At 64.7% G+C, this 19,281-nt stretch carries 14 protein-coding genes and 1 pseudogene; 11 read left to right on the top strand and 4 right to left on the bottom strand.

The annotated features are described in order from the left end of the window. Positions 1–6 precede the first annotated feature (6 nt). Complete coding sequence (locus tag RBJ75_RS23375; protein WP_044416300.1) at positions 7–873, bottom strand: caspase domain-containing protein; 867 nt, start codon at positions 871–873, stop codon at positions 7–9. Positions 874–933: 60 nt separating this feature from the next. On the opposite strand from RBJ75_RS23375, the gene RBJ75_RS23370 reads away from it, so the two are divergent. The 4 genes from RBJ75_RS23370 (at position 934) to RBJ75_RS23355 (ending at position 5,389) form a co-directional block, all read left to right on the top strand. Next, the gene (locus RBJ75_RS23370) at positions 934–1,326 is read left to right on the top strand and encodes a hypothetical protein (RefSeq protein ID WP_276156528.1); all 393 of its coding nucleotides are present in this window, start codon (positions 934–936) and stop codon (positions 1,324–1,326) included. Between the two features lie 146 nt (positions 1,327–1,472). Then, a complete protein-coding gene (locus tag RBJ75_RS23365) occupies positions 1,473–3,212 on the top strand; it encodes a hypothetical protein (protein WP_044405534.1) in 1,740 nt (579 codons plus the stop codon). A gap of 134 nt (positions 3,213–3,346) precedes the next feature. Next, positions 3,347–4,072, top strand: coding sequence for a thermonuclease family protein (locus tag RBJ75_RS23360; RefSeq protein WP_044405540.1), 726 nt, complete (start codon positions 3,347–3,349; stop codon positions 4,070–4,072). Positions 4,073–4,201: 129 nt separating this feature from the next. Further along, complete coding sequence (locus tag RBJ75_RS23355; protein ID WP_044405536.1) at positions 4,202–5,389, top strand: pyridoxal-phosphate-dependent aminotransferase family protein; 1,188 nt, start codon at positions 4,202–4,204, stop codon at positions 5,387–5,389. 20 nt (positions 5,390–5,409) lie between these two features. On the opposite strand, the gene RBJ75_RS23350 is transcribed toward RBJ75_RS23355, so the two are convergent. Both RBJ75_RS23350 and htpX read right to left on the bottom strand, forming a co-directional pair. Continuing rightward, positions 5,410–6,825: an MFS transporter gene (locus tag RBJ75_RS23350; RefSeq protein ID WP_044405538.1), complete on the bottom strand. Its 1,416-nt coding sequence runs from the start codon at positions 6,823–6,825 to the stop codon at positions 5,410–5,412. A 333-nt stretch (positions 6,826–7,158) separates the two neighbouring features. Beyond that, positions 7,159–8,112, bottom strand: a complete 954-nt coding sequence (gene htpX / locus RBJ75_RS23345) for a zinc metalloprotease HtpX (protein WP_044405543.1) — start codon at positions 8,110–8,112, stop codon at positions 7,159–7,161. Positions 8,113–8,375: 263 nt separating this feature from the next. Here htpX and RBJ75_RS23340 point away from each other — a divergent pair, with 263 nt between their 5' ends. After that, positions 8,376–9,755 carry a cytochrome P450 gene (locus tag RBJ75_RS23340; protein ID WP_276156886.1) on the top strand — a complete coding sequence of 460 codons (1,380 nt, stop codon included), beginning with the start codon at positions 8,376–8,378 and terminating at the stop codon, positions 9,753–9,755. 185 nt (positions 9,756–9,940) lie between these two features. Here RBJ75_RS23340 and RBJ75_RS23335 read toward each other — a convergent pair whose 3' ends face one another. Further along, entirely contained in the window at positions 9,941–10,783 is an 843-nt protein-coding gene (locus RBJ75_RS23335; RefSeq protein ID WP_044404917.1) for an SDR family NAD(P)-dependent oxidoreductase, read from the bottom strand. 162 nt (positions 10,784–10,945) lie between these two features. Here RBJ75_RS23335 and RBJ75_RS23330 point away from each other — a divergent pair, with 162 nt between their 5' ends. The 6 genes and pseudogenes from RBJ75_RS23330 to RBJ75_RS23300 all read left to right on the top strand — a co-directional run bounded on the left by RBJ75_RS23330 (position 10,946) and on the right by RBJ75_RS23300 (position 19,259). Further along, positions 10,946–12,814, top strand: coding sequence for a putative bifunctional diguanylate cyclase/phosphodiesterase (locus tag RBJ75_RS23330; protein WP_080900818.1), 1,869 nt, complete (start codon positions 10,946–10,948; stop codon positions 12,812–12,814). A gap of 205 nt (positions 12,815–13,019) precedes the next feature. After that, positions 13,020–13,457, top strand: a complete 438-nt coding sequence (locus RBJ75_RS23325) for a hypothetical protein (protein WP_044404914.1) — start codon at positions 13,020–13,022, stop codon at positions 13,455–13,457. 9 nt (positions 13,458–13,466) lie between these two features. Next, the gene (locus RBJ75_RS23320) at positions 13,467–13,814 is read left to right on the top strand and encodes a c-type cytochrome (protein WP_044404911.1); all 348 of its coding nucleotides are present in this window, start codon (positions 13,467–13,469) and stop codon (positions 13,812–13,814) included. A 47-nt stretch (positions 13,815–13,861) separates the two neighbouring features. Beyond that, positions 13,862–15,127 (top strand): acyl-CoA dehydrogenase family protein, encoded by a 1,266-nt coding sequence (locus RBJ75_RS23315; protein WP_044404908.1) that lies wholly within the window; start codon positions 13,862–13,864, stop codon positions 15,125–15,127. A 765-nt stretch (positions 15,128–15,892) separates the two neighbouring features. Beyond that, positions 15,893–16,348 carry a hypothetical protein gene (locus RBJ75_RS23310; RefSeq protein ID WP_044404902.1) on the top strand — a complete coding sequence of 152 codons (456 nt, stop codon included), beginning with the start codon at positions 15,893–15,895 and terminating at the stop codon, positions 16,346–16,348. A gap of 207 nt (positions 16,349–16,555) precedes the next feature. Continuing rightward, a pseudogene (locus tag RBJ75_RS23300) lies at positions 16,556–19,259 on the top strand (EAL domain-containing protein). The last annotated feature ends 22 nt before the right edge of the window (positions 19,260–19,281 follow it).

The following is a 19,281-nucleotide window of genomic DNA, read 5'->3' as shown; positions in this document are numbered from 1 at the left end:
GTGGCTTCAGCCGCCGGCCTTCGGCGTCGCGGGCTCGCCGAGCGCCACATCGTCGACCAGCGATGACGAAACCGACGGGACCTGCCGGCCGTCGGAGGCCCGTGACACCGCGAGACGAGTCTTGTTGAACAGGGCTTCGGCGCCGATGGTCGGCGACGAAATCGATTTGAGCAACTCGCTGACCAGCAGGCTGTTCTGGCCCTCGGCATCGTCAGCGACCTTGCCGGGCGTGTCCGAGGAAATCACCAGCGCATTGTCCGCCGCATCGATCGGCGCCAGCCCATGGGAAAACGACCGGAAACGGCGCTCATAGGGATTGCGTCGCGACGCGTCGATCACCGCCAGCTTGACCTGGGCCCCGCGCTCCTTGATCGTCCCCAGAACCGACTCGATGCTGATCCCGTTGCGGCGCACATCGCGCTCGTTCCAGATCGTCGCATCGACCGGAATCATATAGCTCTCGCGGCCGGACTGGATCCCGAATCCGCCGAAGAACAGCATCACCACCGAATCCGGCCTGATCCTGGATTTCAGCCGATCCACCGCGCGCGCCATGTCTTCCTTGGTGGCGTCTTCGACGACGTCGACGTCAAAGCCTTCGTGGCGCAAGGCGCCGGTCAGCGCCCGCGCGTCGTTGATCGACTGACTCAGCGGTTGGCCGGCATCAGGGTAGTGACCGTTGCCAATCACCAGGGCGAGCCGGGCCGCCTTGGGTTCGGTGCTGCTGATCGCGGCGGCCTCGGCCGCCTTGGCGGCATCAAGCGCGCGCTTGTTCAGCGCCGCATGGGCGCCGAGCCCAAGCGACACCAACCCGACCAGCGCGGCCGCGGTGGTGAGCGAACGGCGGGAAATGCCAAACTGGCGCATGTTCATCGTCAGTAGTTCCTTGCGACGCGAGCCTTCGGCGCGTCAAAGCCTGTCAGGTTTTTGGGGTTGGCAATCCAGTGCAAGTCAATTGCGCTGGTTTTGCGGCATCGCACCATAAAAAAGGATTACCGTGCCACCATCCGGCAGGCAAGCCGGTCGATTATTGGCCGAACAGCCTTGGGAACCGGGTTCCGGCGGCGCTTTGGCTTGGCTGAAGGCGCGGAAATGCCCGCAATGGCAGGATGGCGTGGTTGCGTGGCCTTGCTGGACCGGATCCCGGAGCCGCTCCGCGACGGCTGCATGGCTGACAAACATGCAACCAGCCATGGCGGACGCAACAGCCACAGCACAATCGACTTGGGTTCGAATCTGGCTTGCCGACGGATCATGACGCTCTCCCTCTGCGCTGCTTGCCCTTTGCGCGCCTTGCTGAGTGCGGGCATGTGGCGCAAATCCTGATCCTGGCTCCGACCGCCCGCCGTGACCTTTCGCACATTTGTATTCCGCCGCGGCCCGTGCGAATTTTCGATCGGTTGCAGGTCGGGGGCAGGGCAGCGATATGGCCGGGCTCGGGACGTACGACCAGAGCGTGCGGAAAGAGTCCCATGAATGTTCGCCATATGGCCAGCGCTGCGTATCGTGCGCTGACCGCCAACAAGCAAGGCCCGTCGCTCTACGACATTTGTGACCCGGTGTTTCTGGGTCGCAAGGGCGGCGATCCGCACATTGCGACATTCTACAAGACCGCGCTCGGCAATCCGGCGCTGCGCCCGTTGTTGCGACGCGCCGGATTGCCGGAACTGCGCGACCCGATCAAATTCCGCGCACTGCGCGACGCCCTGGCCCGCGCCTGCCACGACGAGAACCCGGATTGGGCCGAGATCGGCAAGCCTGTCGCCGAGCTGCTCGACACCGTGCAGCTGCAACATCCCCGCCCGCGGCCGGCCGCGATGCCGACGCGGATGCCGCGCCCGGCCGATATCGATAGCGCGATCCGCGCCTGCGGCGACCATCTGCTGCGATCCTTTGAGCGCAACGGCTTCTTGCCGGCCTATGCGGGGTTCAACCTGATCGGCGATCCCGATATCCACGGCCGCGATTTCCTGACGGCGCTGACCGGGCTCAATGCGCGAAGTTACAAGAATTCGACGCTGTTATTTAATCTGGCGCGGGTATTCATCGCCCGCTCGCCCGCAGGCGAGCTGATCAATCCGCCCTGGGCCGGGATCGCCGAGCCGATGTGGCAGCCGATGCAGATTCGGCACCGCTCGGCCTATTACGACGCGTTTTTCGTCGAGGCGCTGCTCGGCTATATCGACACCGGACTGGCATCGCCCGATGACGTAGCGGCGTCGCGCCGGACCATCGCCGACATGATCGACTTCTGTTTGAACGTCAGCCGCGAGAGCGTGCGCGGCGCCGATGGCAGCCGCTTCAACGTCGTCACCGCGCTGGCGCCGCCGCCGCATCCGCGCTTCAGCCGGTTCTTCACGCGGGTCAAGCACAACCTCGGCTTCGGTGTCTATGTGCCCGATTGCGACACGACGGCCTGTTCGATTTCCGCGGCGACCCAGGCCGGCTCGCCCGACCCGATGCTGGATCAGCCGCTGATCGACTTCTACGCCGGCTATCAGATCCGCGCCGGCGCCAACGAGCCGCTGGTCAGCGTGCCGCTCAACGACCATCTCGACTATGACGGCGCCATCGTCACCTGGATCGACAATCTGGCCGGCGACCGGCCGTTCGGCAACGACCTCGACCCGACGCTCAATCTCGACGTGCTCGAGGTCAGCTTCCGCAATTGCGGGCGCTGGCAGATCCTCGAGACGCCGAAGCGGCTGGATACGGTGCGGCGGATCGTCGAGTTTCAGCTGCGGCTGGTGATCAGCGGCGCCTTCGCCGATCCGAAATCCCATATCTACTACCTGCCGGAATTGTATTGCGCCTATTTCGGCCGCTGCTACGCCGCGTTCCGCGCGCTGCCCGAACCGGCCCAGCAGGCGATCGACCCCGAGGGGCACTTTGAAACCATGCGCGGCAAGGTGCTCGGCTATGTGCAGGACGAGATGGTTCCGGCCGAGATGAACGCATTCGACGCCGCTTTGGCGCTGATCGCGTTGGGCCATCTCGGCGCCGAACTGACCTCTATCGTTCCGGCGCTGCATTGCATCCTCAATGCGTTGGGCGAAGGCGGACGACACGGCCCGTTCAAGGCCTATGAGTGGAACAAGATGAAGACCCCGACCCGGATCCTGGTCGGCGGGCCCGAGGTGACCTCGGCCTTCGTGCTGATGGGCCTGGCGCTGGCGCGCAAGACGATCGCGCAGCGCTCCGCCGCGGCTTAAAGCCGGTCTCGCGCGAAGGTGAAGCAAGGCGCAAAACGGCGCTGGCGCAGGGGTCAAATTCACACCACAATCGCAGCACCTGCTCACTGCGCATTTACCGCGACCGAGTCGGTGTTTTGCTGAATGGGCCGCCCATGTTGAAGCACTTTGTTCTCGCTCTTGCGGTCTTGCTGTTGCCCGCAACCGCCAACGCCGCCGACATCACCGGCATTCCCAAGCTGCGCGATGGCGATCACGTGCTGATCGGCAGCACCAAAATTCGCCTGGCCGGCATCGACGCGCCGTCGCGGGATCAGCTTTGCCTCAATCCGAAGGGCGAGCGCTGGACCTGCGGCGTGGCCGCGCGCGACGCCTTGGCGCAGCATGTCGGCGCCAAAAGCTGGAGCTGCCACACGCTGCGGGCCGACAAGTTTGGGCGTTCGATCGCCAAATGCGAGGTCGACGGCGAGGACATCCAGCAATGGATGGTCAAGAACGGCTGGGCGCTGGCCGTCGCCCGGCTCTCCCATCTGTATGATGCCGATCAGAAAGCCGCGCGCGCCGCCAAATTGGGGATGTGGCAAGGCGCCTTCATCGCGCCCTGGGACTGGCGCGTCCGCAACAAGAAGACCACCATTCTGGGCGCCGCCAAGGTCCCGGCCAGCGCCAACGCGATCCTGTTGGCCTCGGCATCGGGGCCGATCGCGCCGTCGCCGGAATGCACCATCAAGGGCAATGTCAACCGCTCCGGACACTGCATCTATCACAAGCCGACCAGCCGCTGGTATGCCAAGATCAAGATGAAGATCAGCAAGGGCACCCGCTGGTTCTGTTCGGTGGAAGAGGCCGAAGCCGCCGGTTGCCGCGAGACCAGACGCTAGGCGGCTGGTCGACCGACGGCTTGCAATACATCCGCGCAGGCTGCATCCATCGTGCCGGCGTGCTTCAATCGGGCGCGCCGCCATGCCAGCATGACACTCCCATCGAACAGCAAGCCAAGGAAACCATCAATGGTCGTTCGCGCCGGGCGGGAATTCCTCGCCATTCCCGGGCCCACCACGATGCCCGACGAAGTGCTGCAGGCGATGCATCGCCCCGCGCTCGACATCTATTCCGACGCCATGGTGGAGCTGTCCGACAGCCTGCATCGCGATCTCAGCACGCTGTTCGCCACCAAGGGCCGGTCCTACATCTATATCGCCAACGGCCATGGCGCCTGGGAGGCCGTGCTCAGCAATGTGCTGTCGCGTGGCGACAAGGTGCTGGTGCTGGAAAGCGGCCGCTTCGCGATGGGCTGGGGCAGCGCGGCGGCGGCGATGGGCGCCGAGGTCGAGGTGCTGCAAGGCAGTTACCGCCGCGCCGTGCGCCCCGCCGAGGTCGAGGCCCGGCTGCGGCGCGACACCCAGCACGCCATCAAGGCGATTCTCGTGGTGCAGGTCGATACCGCCTCCGGCGTGCGCAACGACATCGCGGCGATCGGCCAGGCGATCAAGGCGGCCGGCCATCCGGCGCTGTTCATGGTCGACGCGGTGGCCTCGCTCGGCTGCATGCCGTTCGAGATGGACGCCTGGGGCATCGACGTTGCGATGTCGGGCTCGCAGAAGGGGCTGATGTCGCCGCCCGGCCTCGGCTTCGTCGCGGTCAATGATCGCGCCCGCGAAGTCCACAGGAACGCCGGGCTGCGCACGCCATATTGGGACTGGACCCAGCGCGAGGGCCCCGAGCACTATCAGAAATATGCCGGCACCGCGCCGGTGCATCTGTTGTTCGCGCTGCGCAAGGCGTTCGACATGCTGTTCGCCGAAGGGCTCGACAATGTGTTCCTGCGTCATCGCCTGCTCGCCGAAGCGGTGCGCCGCGCGGTTTCGGTCTGGGCCGAGGGCCAGGTGCTGAGCTTCAATATCGAGGACGCCAGCGAGCGCTCCGACACCGTCACCACGGTGCTGGTTGCCGAGGGTTTTGATTCCGGCGCATTGCAGCGCTACTGCAAGGACCAATGCGGCGTCGTGCTGGGCGTCGGGATCGGCGACCTGTCCGGCCAGGCGTTCCGGATCGCCCATATGGGCCACGTCAACGCCCCGATGGTGCTGGGCACGCTCGGCGTCATCGAGGTCGGGCTCACCGCGCTGCAAATTCCGCATGGCAAGGGCGGCGCCACGGCGGCGATCGACTATCTGGGCAACAACGTGCCGGCCTGACCCAGCTCCGCCCGACCTCGCTACTGCGGGGCCGGCGCGGCGCGGCGCATCCACAGCAGGAATCCGATGCTGCCGGCAATCGACAGCGCGATCAGCGCCAGCGCCAGATCGAGCGCGGCCGGCGCGTCGCGTATCCGCTCGGTCGCGAAATAGATCGACCCGATGGCGGCGACGCCGGCGGCGCTGGAAATCTGTGTGGTGGTGCCATACAGACCGGACCCCGAACCGGCACTGCCCGCATGCACGCGCGACAGCACGGCGCCGGAAAGCGGCGCCATCACCAGCCCCTGACCGTAGCCGAACACCATCAACGGCAGCGCCACCACAAAGGCCGACGGCGCAGCGATGGTGGCCAGCGTCGCCGCGACCGCGGCGAGGCCCAGGATCTGCAGCACGCAGCCCTCGATCAGCACCAGCGTGCCGCGATGCCGGGCCCGCGCGCCGCTGTGCCGCGAAGCCAGCACGAACGCCAAAGCCAGCGGCATGAAGGCCAGACCGGCCTGCAGCGGCGGAATCCGCAGCGCGGTCTGCATATACAGGGTCATCACCAGATAGAACGCTAGATTGGCGAAGAAGAAGCAGAACACCGAGCCGAGGCCGCGGATGAAGGCGGTATCGGCGAGCAGCGCGAGATCGATCAGCGGCATGCCGCCCCGCGCCGCCACCAGCCGCTCATAGCGCAGGAAAGCGGCGATGATCGCCACACCGATCGCCATGATCACCCAGACCCAGACCGACCAGCCCAGGTCACGGCCGAACAACAGCGGGCCGATCACGCCGAGCAACCCGCAAAACAGGATCAGCGCGCCGGGCAGATCGAGCCGGGTGCCGGGCCGGCGCGGCACCGCCGGCATCACCCGCCAGGCGGCCGTGATGATGACCAGCCCGACCGGGACATTGACCAGAAAGATCGCGCGCCAGCCCAGCCCCGCCAGATCCAGCGTGACCAGAACGCCGCCCAGCGCAAAGCCGGCGGCGCCGGCCAGGCCCAGCACGATGCCATAGATGCCGAAGGCGCGGGCACGGGCGGAATCGGCGAACAGCACATGGATGGTCGCCAGCACCTGCGGCACCATCAGAGCTGCGGTGGTGCCCTGCGCCAGCCGCGCCAGGATCAGCTCGGCGCCGGACCGTGCCAGCGCGCACCACAGCGAGGTCAAAGTGAAGCCGAGCACGCCGGCCAGAAACACATTCTTGGCGCCGTAGATATCTCCGAGCCGGCCGCCGGTGACGATCAGCGTCGCGTAGCCGATCAGATAGATCGCCACCACCGCCTCGAGCTGTGACGAGCTGGCTTGCAGTTCCGCTGCGATGGTCGGGATCGCGACGTTGACGATGAAAGTATCGACCCCGAACATGAACTGGGCCGCGACCACGATCGCCAGCACCCGCCAGCGATGCGACGGCGCGACGGTGGCGGCAACGGCCTGATGCATGGCGATGGACCCTGAGCGTTTGGCGCGACCGCTCAGCGGTCACAGCTTCCCGTCATTGCGTCGATGACCTTGCTGGTAGTTACGGTCTGGCGGTGTGACCTAATAGAATGTGATCAGGAAATAATGCTTATGGCCGTCGGCAATCGAAAACAGCAAGGCGGGCACAGTTTGGGCGGGGACGCGCCGGACTGTCAATCCGCAATGGATGTGAACCGAGCCGCGCCGTCGCGACGGACGGCGGACCGACGAGAAGGTCCCGGCTCGACAGCCATATCAGGATCGGGACCTTCGCGTTCTTTTCCGGAATCCGCCGGGAGCTGTAGCTAGCAGCGCTCAGCCCCACGGGCCGCGCGGTGCACCGCGCGACGGAACGCCGCGCGAACGCGGCTGGCCGCTCCACGGGCCGCGCGGCGGCACGCTCGTCACCGGGCGCGACGGCGCCAGCGGAGCAAATTCGCCGCCCAGCCGCTGCAACGCCGCGATCCGGTTCTCGGTCGAGGGATGGGTCGCGAACAGATTGTCCATGCCCTGCCCCGACAGCGGATTGATGATGAACATATGCGCGGTGGCCGGGGCGTGTTCGGCGTCGGCGTTAGGAATCTGATGCGCGGCATTGTCGATCTTGGCCAACGCCGAGGCGAGCCAGGCGGGCTGGCCGCAGATCCGCGCGCCCATTTCGTCGGCGGCGTATTCGCGGGTCCGGCTGATCGCCATCTGCACCAGCATGGCGCCGAGCGGCGCCAGGATCATCAGCGCCAGCGAGCCGATCAGGCCGGGGCCATTATTGCGGTTGCCGCCGAAGAACATGCCGAATTGTGCGACCATCGAGATCGCGCCGGCGATGGTGGCGGTGATGGTCATCAGCAAAGTGTCGTGGTTCTTCACATGGGCCAGTTCATGCGCGATCACGCCGGCGAGTTCCTCGCGGCTCAGCGATTGCATCAGGCCGGTGGTGACCGCGACCGCGGCGTTTTCCGGGTTGCGGCCGGTGGCGAAGGCGTTGGGCTGCGGATTGTCCATGATGAACACCCGCGGCATCGGCAATTGCGCGCGGCCGGCCAGTTCGGCGACCAATTGATGGAGCTCCGGCGCGTTGCGGGCATCGACCTCCTGGGCGCCGTACATCGACAGCACCATCCGGTCGGAATTCCAATAGGTGAACAGGTTCATGCCGGCGGCGACCACCAGCGCGATAGTGGCGCCCGACGCGCCGCCGATCAGATAGCCGACGCCCATGAACAATGCGGTCATGCCGGCCAGCAGCATCGCAGTCTTGAAGTAGCTCATCATCCTCTCCTGCCCGCGCAACACTGGCGCGCGGCGCTGCGCTCAAGATGGGGATTGTACCGGTGGCTGCGCAAGATGTTGCTGTGCGGCAGCGCGTCGCGGCCGGGGCTCCTGGCGCATTCCCCTGACGGGGCGCGGTGAGCAATCCAGCCTTGCCAAAAACCGCCGAACGCGACAACCTTGCCGCAATGACGGCCCGCCTCGAGAGCCCACTCCCGAGCCACAATCTGCCGCACTGACCCAGGAAACGCCGAGGATCTCCGATGTCGCTACCGATCGCGGACTCGTCACTTGTCTCCCGTCTGGCGCCGCCGAAGCGTGCCGCGCTGGCCCATATTCCGGGCGACGAAGGCTGGCCGATCATCGGCCGCACGCTCGAGGTGCTGGCCGACCCCAAGGGCCAGGTCGAGAAAATGGCGGCGAATTACGGCCTGGTCTATCGCAGCCGGGTGCTGGGCGAGACCAGCATCACCCTGCTCGGCCCGGAAGCCAATGAGCTGGTGCTGTTCGACAATTCAAAACTGTTTTCCTCGGCCCATGGCTGGGGCCCGATCCTCGGCCTGCTGTTTCCGCGCGGGCTGATGATGCTGGATTTCGAGGAGCACCGGCTGCACCGCCGGGCGCTGTCGGTGGCGTTCAAGGCCGGGCCGATGCACTCCTACCTCGCCGATCTCGACGCCGGAATCGGCAGGCGGGTGGCGCAGTGGAAGGCCCAGCCCGGCGCGATGCTGGCCTATCCGGCGATGAAACAGCTAACGCTCGATCTCGCCGCCACCTCGTTTCTCGGCACCGGAATCGGCGCCGAGACCGACGACATCACCCGCGCCTTTGTCGACATGGTGGCGGCCTCGGTGGCGCCGATCCGCAAGCCCTGGCCGGGCACCGCGATGGCGCGCGGCGTCCGCGGCCGCCAACGGATCGTGACGTATTTCTCCGAACAGATTCCGATCCGCCGCGCCAGGGGCGGCGATGATCTGTTCTCGCAATTGTGCCGCGCCACCCACGAGGACGGCGCGCTGCTGTCGACCAAGGACATCGTCGACCATATGAGCTTCCTGATGATGGCGGCGCACGACACGCTGACCTCGTCGCTGACGTCATTCGTCGCCGCGCTGGCCGCCAATCCGCAATGGCAGCAGCGGCTACGCGACGAGATCGCCGCACTCGGCCTCGCGCCCGGCGAGGCAATGGCGTTCGAGCAACTCGAGGCGCTGCCGCTGACCGAGATGGCGTTCAAGGAAGCGATGCGGCTGCGCCCGCCGGTGCCGTCGATCCCGCGCCGGGCGACCCGGGATTTCAGCTTCAAGGGCTTTGCGATTCCGGCCGGAACGCTGGTGGCGATCAACCCGCTGTTCAGCCATCACATGCCGGAGATCTGGCCCGATCCCGACCGCTTCGATCCGCTGCGTTTTACCGACGAGGCGCAACGCGACCGCCACCGCTTCGCCTTCGTGCCGTTTGGCGGCGGCGCCCATATGTGCATCGGGCTGCACTTCGCCTATATGCAGGCGAAATGCTTCGCCCGACACTTCCTGCAAAATCTCGAAGTCAGCTTCGAGCCGGGCTATCAGTCCGACTGGCAGATGTGGCCGATCCCGAAACCGAAGGACGGGCTGAAGGTGACGCTCGCGCCGGTGCGGTGAGTGGCGCCTGGGTGACCCGGTTGTTACTCCGCCGGCTCCACCCCCCGCAGTCATTCCGGGGCGCGAGGCCGACAGGCCGAGCGAACCCGGAATCTTGCGGTCAGGCACAGCGTGGGGCGAGATTCCGGGTTCGCTCGCAGCTATCGCTGCTCACGCCCCGGAATGACGAAACTTCATGTTGAGCCTTATCCCTCGCCGTGATCGAAGGCCTGCTTCAGCGCGGCGAGGCCCTGTTGCTGCGCGGTCCAGTTGCGGCCGCCGGTGATGCCGCCATCGACCACCAGATCGTTGCCATTGATGAAGCTGGATTCGTCGCTGGCCAGAAACACCGCGGCGTGGGCGATGTCGTCCGGCAGCCCGGCGCGCTGGATCGGCTGCGCGGTCTTGTAGATCTCCCGCATCGTCGCCGAGGTCTTTTCCGCCGCCGTCACCGACAGGCCGAGCGCCTTGCCAAAAATCCCGGTGGCGATCGCGCCCGGAGAAATGCTGTTGACCCGGACGCCGCTCTCGCCGAGCTCCATCGCCACGCATTTGGTGAGGTGGATCACCGCGGCCTTGGCGGCGCCATACACCAGCGACGACGAGAAGCCGGCGAGCCGGCCGGCGATGCTGCCATTGTTGATGATGCTGCCGGAGCCCTGCCGCTTCATATGCGGCGCCGCATGTTTCATGCCGAGCATCACGCTGCGGACCAACGTGGCCATCGCGGCGTCGAAGCGGTCGACCTCGAGGCCCTCGATGCCGCCAGTCTGCGCCGGGCCCCCGGCATTGTTGAACAGGCAATCGATCCGGCCGAAGGAGTCGATCGCCTGGCCGATCAAGGCCCGCATCTGTTCTTCATCAGTGACGTCGGTCTGCCTGAACACGCAGGCGGCACCGAGCTGGGCGGCCAATGCCTCACCCTCCGCGGCCCGGCGTCCCGCGATCACCACCTTGGCGCCTTCGGCGACGAAGATCTCGGCCGTGCGCAGGCCTATGCCGCTGGTCGCTCCTGTAATCACCGCAACCTTGCCGTCCAGCCGTCCCATGTCGTTCTCCCCTGACGGTGGGACCTCGCGCCCCATCCGTTGACCATTTGTTAATGACAAAATGCGCCGCTGCCAATCAGGTCGCCTTGGACCACAGCTGCAACGGGCACTCGCGTCGCCGCTTAACCTTTATTAGAATAGAACTTGCGATGTTACGCCACCATGTCAAGCGCAGCCAATTCCGATCCGTCAGCCGCCGTCGAGGAGCCGCCAAGTGCCGGCGACCTGGGACGGATCACGCCGGACGCCAGCGTTGAGTGCCAAGGCGCGCGCCAAGCCGAACGCCAAATCGAGCGCGACGAACTCGATCTGCTCCGGGACATTCTCAGGGCATTGCCCGCCGCAATCACCGTTCAGGACGAATTCGGCGAGCTGCTGTTCGTCAACGAGGCCGCTGCCGCGCAATATGATGCGGGCGCCGCCGCGATGTCGGCAACCGATGCCGCGGCCTCGCTGCCCACCGTCGCACGGGATCAGCTGCGCCGAACCGGCATCGAAAAGCTGCGGGAGGGCGGGCCCCTGCTTCGCGAAGAACGGCTCGGCGATGGCGCCACAGCACGGGTGATGCTGACGGCGCACCGGCCGGTCCGCATCGCCGACCGAAATCTGCTGTTGTCGAGTTCGCTCGACATCACCGAGCAGAAGGCCGTCGAGGACGCGCTGGTGCATCGGGCCTATTTCGACGAACTGACCGGCCTGCCGAACCGCAGCGTGATCGAGCGGCAAGCCAATGCGATCCTGCTCAATGCGACGGATTCCACCCGCTTCGCGCTGGCCTTCCTCGACATCGACAATTTCAAGCACGTCAACGATTACTACGGCCACGCAGTGGGCGACGAACTGCTGGTCGGGGTCGCCAAGCGGCTGGGCATGGAGCTGCGCGAGACCGACATGTTATCGCGGATCAGCGGCGACGAATTTCTGCTGCTGCTCAACCCGATCCAGAGCCAGGACGAAGTCGCCGACTACATCGAATTCCTGCTGCAACGGCTGAAGGTGCCGTTCTACATCGACGGCTCGGAATTGTTCACCTCGGCGTCGATCGGCGTCAGCGTCTATCCCGAGCATGGCGGCAACTACGAGGCATTGCGTCAGAACGCCGACATCGCGATGTATCGAGTCAAGGGCGCCACCAAGGGCGAGGCGGCGATCTTCGACGTCACGATGGAACGCGAGTCGCTGGTGAGGATGGCACTGGAGCAGTCGTTGCGCGAGGCGATCCTCGACAAGCGCTTTTGCTGCGCGTTTCAGCCCAAGGTCGATATCCGCACCCGGGAAATCAAGGGCATCGAGGCGCTGGTCCGGCTGCGCAATGACGACGGCGTGCTCCAGGCGCCCGGCACATTCATCGATCTCGCCGTCGAGCTCGGGCTGATCGACGACCTCACCCATCTGGTATTGGTCGAGATCATGGCGTCGATCGACCTGATCAACGAGGCATTCGGCTCGGGCACCAGCATCAGCATCAACGTCGCGGCAAAGCAGGCCGGCAATCCGGCATTCATGCGCTCCTTCGCGGCCGCGCTCGCCGCCACCGAATGCCCGGAGCGCTTCATGGTCGAAATCACCGAGGATGCGTTTGTCGCCAAGTCGCTTTTCCAGTCCGAGATCCTGCCGCTGCTGCGCCAGATCGGCGTCGGAATTTCGATCGACGATTTCGGCATCGGCTACTCGTCGCTGTCAGCGCTTTCCGACATCACCGCCGATGAAATTAAGATCGATCGATCCTTCATTACCGACATCCACAAACGCCCGCGCAGCCAGGGCATTCTGAAAGCCATCGAGTCGCTCGGCGAGGCGCTCGGCATGACGGTGATCGCCGAGGGAATCGAGTCCTTTGAAGAACTGGCCTATCTGCAGGCCGCCACCAACATCCGCTACGCGCAGGGCTACTACTTCTCCAAGCCGATCTTCCTCGACGAGTTAAAGCCGCCGGCGCACGCGGTCAGCGATGGTCGCCCCAATGCCGCCGGGCGACAGCCCGAAGCAGCTCGCCCGGCGGTCGCGCGACGCGGCGGATCCCGCAGTTAGCAAATTCCGCCGGACAGATGAAACCGGCCCGCGTTCCGCGCAAAGCTGCTGATATCTTTTGAGCCCCCGGTTCAACGCGCTGAACAGGCAGGCGAATCCGTTATCATCCGGAGGTTTCTCGGCCCGCCTGCTTGATCTATCGCAATGTGATCGCCCGCCCGATCGGCAATTGTCGCGACAATTACCGGCAACCTCGGAGGGTGCGATGACGGCCCACACCAAACCCCAGATGTTTTTTGAACGACTAACCGAAATGTTTGCCGACTGGCTCAGGCACCGGCGCGAAATCTCCGAGATGTGTCAGTTCGACGCCGCCGAATACAGCCGCATCGCCCACGATCTCGGCGTCACGGCGTCGGATCTCGACGATCTGGTGCGCCAGGGCCCACACCAGGTCGAGGAATTGCCGCAGCTGCTGAAAGTACTCGGCATCGACGAGCACGCGCTGGCGCGGGCGCAACCGCTGGTGATGCGCGATCTGGAGCGGGTCTGCGCGCTGTGCCGGCACAAGAGCGAATGCGATCACGATATCGCCGATGGCAGCCTGGCCGAGCATTACGAGTCCTATTGCGGCAACAAGGTCACGCTCAACGCGCTGGAAGCCGAAGCGCACCGCGATCAGCCGGTGCCCCCTCGTCACTAGGGAACCGCGATGGCGCACGGGTGGATACGGCTCGTAGCAACCGCAATTCTGATCCTGGCGGTGCTGCTGTTTGTTCGGCTTCACCGGGCTGCCGGCGTCGTCTCACCTGAGGCCTCACGGGGCCATCAGCTCGCCGCAACGTGGTGCAAGGAATGCCATGCTATCGACGCCGCATCGGCGCCGTCAGCCAAGCCGACAGCGCCGGAATTCCAGAAAATCGCCGAGCTGCCTTCGACAACGGCGCTGTCGCTGAAGGTGTTCCTGCAAACCAATCACACCACCATGCCCAACTTCATCATCGCGCCGGGCGATGCCGACGCGATCATCCAATACATCCTCGGGCTCAGGCATGATTGAGCCGACCTTGATCGCCAGCCGGCGCGCCGGTGCCGGAAAGCCGCCGCATGGACTTTGATCACAGCGCCAAGGTCGAGCGGCTGCGGGCGCAACTCACCGACTTCATGCGGTTCCATGTCGAGCCGGCGAATCTCGCCTGGCATCGCGAGGCCGAGGCCGGCCGCTATCCGGTGGCATTGATCGAACGGTTGAAATCGCGAGCATTCTCCGAAGACCTATGGAATCTGTTTCTGCCCGGACTCGGTGACGACGACCCCGGCCAGCGTCTGAGCAATCTGGAATATGCGCCGCTGGCCGAAATCATGGGCCGGATTCCCTGGGCCTCCGAAGCCTTCAACTGCAGCGCGCCCGATACCGGCAATATGGAGCTGCTGCATCTGTTCGCGACGCCGGCGCAGCGCCAGCAATGGCTGGAGCCGCTGCTGATCGGCGAGATCCGCTCTTGTTTCGCCATGAGCGAGCCTGACGCGGCGTCGTCCGACGCCCGCAACATCCGCACCACGATCAGGCGCGACGGCGATGACTATGTGATCAACGGCCGCAAATGGTTTATCACCGGCGCGCTGCATCCAAACTGCCGGGTCGCGATCGTGATGGGCGTCACTGGGGAGGAGCTGGAGCCGAATTCGCTGCAGCGGCATTCGATGATCCTGGTGCCGATGGATACGCCGGGGCTGAGCATTGTCCGCAACATCCCGATCATGCATTACCACTCCCCCGAGGGGCATTGCGAGATGCTGTTCCGCGACGTCCGGGTGCCGGCGTCGAACCTGCTCGGCGAGGAGGGCAAGGGCTTCAAGCTGGCGCAGGACCGGCTCGGGCCCGGCCGCGTCCATCATTGCATGCGCACCATCGGGCAATGCGAGGTCGCGCTCGAGCTGATGTGCGAGCGCGCGCTGGAGCGCAAGGCGTTTGGCCGGCATCTGGCCGACTTCGCCAATGTTCAGGACTGGATCGCCGAATCGCGGCTCGAGATCGATCAGGCGCGGCTGCTGGTGCTGCAGGCGGCGCACCGGATGGACCGCGGCGGCAATGCCGCGGCGCGGGTCGATGTCTCGGCGATCAAGCTGGTGGCGGCACGGCTGCAGACCCGGATCGTCGACCGCGCCATGCAGGTGTTCGGCGCGATGGGGCTGACGCCCGATACGCCGCTATCCTATCTGTGGACCTGGGGCCGCGCGATGCGGTTCCTCGACGGGCCTGACGAAGTCCATTTGCGCGTGGTGTCCCGGGCGGAGATTGCCAAGGCCAAGGCGAATGTGGGCAGCAATGCCGCGCATTTCGTGCCGCCGCAGCTGCTCAAGCCGGACTGACGAAGCTCGTCTCAACCTTTGGATTGTTTCGGAATCACGGTCACGATCCAGCGCGGGGTGTCGCTGGACTTGTCTTCCTGCACGGCGCGGACCAGGCCGGTGACCATGGCGCCACCCACTTTGAGCGTCGCACTTCGTCCGCTGAATTGCGCAATCCGGGAACGCCGCGCCTCTTTCAGATCGGTGGTTTCAAGTCTTTGTATCTTCCAAGCCTCCAGTAACGCGGCGAGTATTCCAGCCCGTCGTTACCCGCTGATTAAATTGAGGCCTCGTAAGAATACCTGAGGAATGCTGCGATATACAGTCGAACCGACGCTGCGCCGCGCCAATACATTGCCTTGATAGCAGTCGTGATGCTCTTCAACTGGAGCAGTGAGGTGCCGATATAGCAACGTTTCGATCTAGCGGATTCAAGCGCGATGTCCCCTCCGCCTGGCGCACCGCAAAGCCCGCATGTCTCGCAACTGATGGAACTGATGTCGTGCGTCCCGTGATAGGACCTGCGACCAGGATACCGCATGTCCGTCGAATACCTGCATCGAACCTCCCGGTGTCAGCGATTCGCCGGACTGTCAGCAGCCTGGCTTTTGATATAACTCAACGAATTGAAAATTTGATCGTGCTCGCTTCCGCAGCACATAAGTCGCGGGGCTTGCCCGTGCGTCGCTTTGCATATTTCTGGCCGTCCTATCAATTTCACCTTCCGCGTAGTGGGGGTGGCGAAACCTGAAAGGGCACCCGCGACCGGGGTGAAAAGGTAAATCAATGCAATATTGGATCGCTGCTTTCGCAGTCGCCATCGTCGTCGTCGTCGGCTACGCCGCCGGCCCGCTGGGCGCTGTCATCACCGTGCTGGCCTTCCTGATCGCGCTGTTTCTGCTGTGGGCGCGCGAACTCGGCTTTAAGGGCGCGTGGATCCGTTTCGGTCTCAACCGGCTGTCGCCGCCGCTGTGGAAGCGGGAGAATTGGGAGCAGTTCGAAGGCATCTTCGCCGATCGCGACAAGGTGGTGAAGGCCGGCGCGATCGCGGTGTCACTGATTGCGCTGTCAATGATGCTGCCGCGAAACCTGGTGGTGATCGCCTTCCTCGCCATCGCCGTCTGGGCCGTGGTCGAGATCTATCGGGCCAATGGTTCGGTGGCCCGGGCGACGGGCAGCAATCTCGACCCGTTCACCGGCCGGGCCGGCCCCACCCGCACCGATGGTCCCCGGATCAACTGATTTTCGGAGTCGGCTTCGTCGAGCAGAACCGCTCTGCGGCGGCCGACACCAGCATGGCTTGCAGCCGGCGCCGCGCCCGGCTGATTCCGCGAGCGCCGCCAGCCGCGCTGGCTGTGCATAGCAATGCCGATTTGTCGATGAATCTTAAACCAATAGATAACGCTGAATCCTAACCCGCTTTCCATCTGTCGCGCCTACCGCTTGGGGATGCGGCTATTCTCAAATCGCGATTCCGTTGGAGATTCCATTCAACCTGCCGGTGCCATCCCCGGCGGTGTGGTCGGATCGCTGCTGCGTCAGGGGCCGATTTTCTGGCTGATCTGCTGCGGCATCTTGCTGATCCTGGCGATCGCCGGCGCCACCGTGATGGCGATCGGCGATTTCCGTGAGCAGGCGCTGCGGAACACCTACCGCGAGCAGAGCAATGCGGCCCGGCTGCTGGCCCGCCATTACGATAGCGAACTCGGCCAACTCACGGCGATCCAGCAGAATATCGTCGAATTGATCGCGCAATCGGATTTCGCCTCGTCGGCGCATTTCAATGGCCAGATGTCGTCCCTGGCGATGCACGAAGTATTGCGAAACAAGCTCGCCGCGGCGGGCGACGGCGTGGCGATCTTCGCGGCAAGTGGGGCGCTGCTCAACTCCGCGGACATCTGGCCGGTTCCCGACGTCACGATCGCTGATCGCGCGTATTTCCAACTCCTGAAAAGTGGCTCCCTCAACATCGTCAACCTTTGAGCTGGTGAGAAACCGGGTTTCCGGCGGCGATTGGACGATCGTGACCGCGCACCGGCTTGTCGGTGCGACGGGAGAGTTTCTCGGGGTTGTCACCATAGCCGTTCCGATACGGCAGATCGAACAATTCCTGGCATCGGTCGTGCTGGGCGAGAGCTCGGCGATCGCCATCTATCACCGCGACGGGGTCTTGTTGGCGCGATATCCACAAATCGCCGAGATGATCGGCGTGAAGTTCTCGGATCCCGGCGGCGTGTTGACGTTGGACACCAATACGCGACTGCTCGGCCCGTTCGACAACGAGGCCCGGCTGACCTCGTCACACGCGCTGGCGGATTTCCCGATCGTGATCGTCGTGACGACCACCACCGCGGCGGCGCTGGCCGATTGGCGCACCCAAACGCGATTCATCATCGTGACGGCCTACGTCTCGGCGCTGGTGGTGACGATGATCCTATTCCTGATCATCCGCCAACTGACCAGCCAGCATCTGGCGACGCAACGCGGGTTGTCGCAGGACAAGTGGCGACTCAGCACCGCCATCAACAACATGTCGCAAGGCCTGCTGTTGTTCGACGCATCCGAGCGGCTGGTGATCTGCAACCGGCGTTACATCGAAATGTATGGGTTGTCGGCCGAGGTTGTGAGCGAGGGCTGCAGCTTTCGCGACATCATCGCGCATCGCAAGCAGACCGGATCGTTCCCCGGCGATGTCGACGCCTATTGCCAAAGCGTCATCGACAATGTTTGCGTCAGGGGCGTCTCAGTCGTCCAAACCTCCGACGACCGCTCCATTGAAATCACCAGTCATCCGGTGCCCGGCGGCGGCTGGGTGGCAACCCATGAGGACATCACCGAACGCCGGCGCTTTGATCAGCAGATCGCCCATCTGGCCCATTACGACGCATTGACTGCCTTGCCCAATCGCGTCCTATTCCGCCAACAGCTCGAGCAGGAACTGCGGAAAGGCGCTGAGCCCTTCGCATTGCTCTATATCGACATCGACGAATTCAAGGGCATCAACGACACGCTCGGCCATCCGGTCGGCGATGAGTTGCTGAAGGGCGTCGCGCTCCGGCTGGGCGAATGCATTCGGCCGACCGATTTCGTCGCCCGGCTCGGCGGCGACGAATTCGCGATCATTCAGACCCCGGTGACGGACCGTCCCGATGTCGTCGAACTTGTCGAGAGGCTCTATCACGCCATCCGCCAGCCGCATGAGTGCCTCGGCCACCATATTTCCACCGACGCCAGCATCGGCATTGCGCTATTCCCGGACGACGGCATCGATCTCGACCAATTGGTGAAGAAGGCCGATCTGGCCATGTATTGCGCCAAGGCCGAAGGACGGCGGACCTATCGGTTCTTCGCGCCGCAGATGGACGCGGATGCGAAAGCCCGACGCGAGCTGGAACTGGATCTGCGCGTGGCGATCGCGGATGGCGGCTTCGAGGTCAATTATCAGCCGATCGTCGATTTCCGCAATGACCGGATTGCCGGCTGCGAGGCGCTGCTGCGCTGGCGGCATCCTGTTCGCGGCATGATCTCTCCCGCCGAGTTTATCCCGATCGCCGAAGCCACTGGGCTGATCGAGCCGCTCGGCGAATGGGTGCTGGCGACCGCCTGCGCCGAAGCGGCCGGCTGGCCCGGCGAGATCAGCCTCGCGGTCAACGTTTCTCCCGTTCAATTCAAGAGCCGGACCCTCGCGCTGAAGGTCGCGGCGGCGCTGGCGGCCTCCGGGCTTCCGCCGAGGCGGCTCGAACTCGAGGTCACCGAGGCCGTGCTGATCCAGGATGACGACACCGCGCTGGCGGCGCTCCACCAGATTCGGGCGCTGGGTATCCGGGTGTCGCTGGACGATTTCGGCACCGGCTACTCGTCACTGAGCTATCTGCAGCGCTTTCCGTTCGACAAGATCAAGATCGATCGCAGTTTCGTCGACAAGATCGAGGATTCGGCGGCATCGACCGCGATCATCCGGGCGGTGGTCGATATCGCGGCGGCGCGCAACATGACCACCGTTGCGGAGGGCGTCGAGACAATTCAGCAGCGCGAGCTGCTGCGCTCGCTCGGCTGCGACCAGATGCAGGGCTATCTGTTCAGCCCCGCGATCCCGGCTGCCGCCTTCGCGCGTCTGCTGCGCTCGCATAGCCTGCCGACCGAGGTCGCCTGACGATGGCCTCGCGCGACGGCGC

The organism is Rhodopseudomonas sp. BAL398 (assembly GCF_033001325.1).
Taxonomy (GTDB): domain Bacteria; phylum Pseudomonadota; class Alphaproteobacteria; order Rhizobiales; family Xanthobacteraceae; genus JARJEH01.
This window is presented reverse-complemented; position numbering and strand designations above follow the sequence as displayed.

Bases quoted from the DNA above. Each gene is read 5' to 3' on its own strand.
- RBJ75_RS23375 (WP_044416300.1), bottom strand. From the start codon at position 873: ATGAACATGCGCCAGTTTGGCATTTCCCGCCGTTCGCTCACCACCGCG.
- RBJ75_RS23365 (WP_044405534.1), top strand. From the start codon at position 1,473: ATGAATGTTCGCCATATGGCCAGCGCTGCGTATCGTGCGCTGACCGCC.
- RBJ75_RS23360 (WP_044405540.1), top strand. From the start codon at position 3,347: ATGTTGAAGCACTTTGTTCTCGCTCTTGCGGTCTTGCTGTTGCCCGCA.
- RBJ75_RS23355 (WP_044405536.1), top strand. From the start codon at position 4,202: ATGGTCGTTCGCGCCGGGCGGGAATTCCTCGCCATTCCCGGGCCCACC.
- RBJ75_RS23350 (WP_044405538.1), bottom strand. From the start codon at position 6,825: ATGCATCAGGCCGTTGCCGCCACCGTCGCGCCGTCGCATCGCTGGCGG.
- htpX (WP_044405543.1), bottom strand. From the start codon at position 8,112: ATGAGCTACTTCAAGACTGCGATGCTGCTGGCCGGCATGACCGCATTG.
- RBJ75_RS23340 (WP_276156886.1), top strand. From the start codon at position 8,376: ATGTCGCTACCGATCGCGGACTCGTCACTTGTCTCCCGTCTGGCGCCG.
- RBJ75_RS23335 (WP_044404917.1), bottom strand. From the start codon at position 10,783: ATGGGACGGCTGGACGGCAAGGTTGCGGTGATTACAGGAGCGACCAGC.
- RBJ75_RS23330 (WP_080900818.1), top strand. From the start codon at position 10,946: ATGTCAAGCGCAGCCAATTCCGATCCGTCAGCCGCCGTCGAGGAGCCG.
- RBJ75_RS23325 (WP_044404914.1), top strand. From the start codon at position 13,020: ATGACGGCCCACACCAAACCCCAGATGTTTTTTGAACGACTAACCGAA.
- RBJ75_RS23320 (WP_044404911.1), top strand. From the start codon at position 13,467: ATGGCGCACGGGTGGATACGGCTCGTAGCAACCGCAATTCTGATCCTG.
- RBJ75_RS23315 (WP_044404908.1), top strand. From the start codon at position 13,862: ATGGACTTTGATCACAGCGCCAAGGTCGAGCGGCTGCGGGCGCAACTC.
- RBJ75_RS23310 (WP_044404902.1), top strand. From the start codon at position 15,893: ATGCAATATTGGATCGCTGCTTTCGCAGTCGCCATCGTCGTCGTCGTC.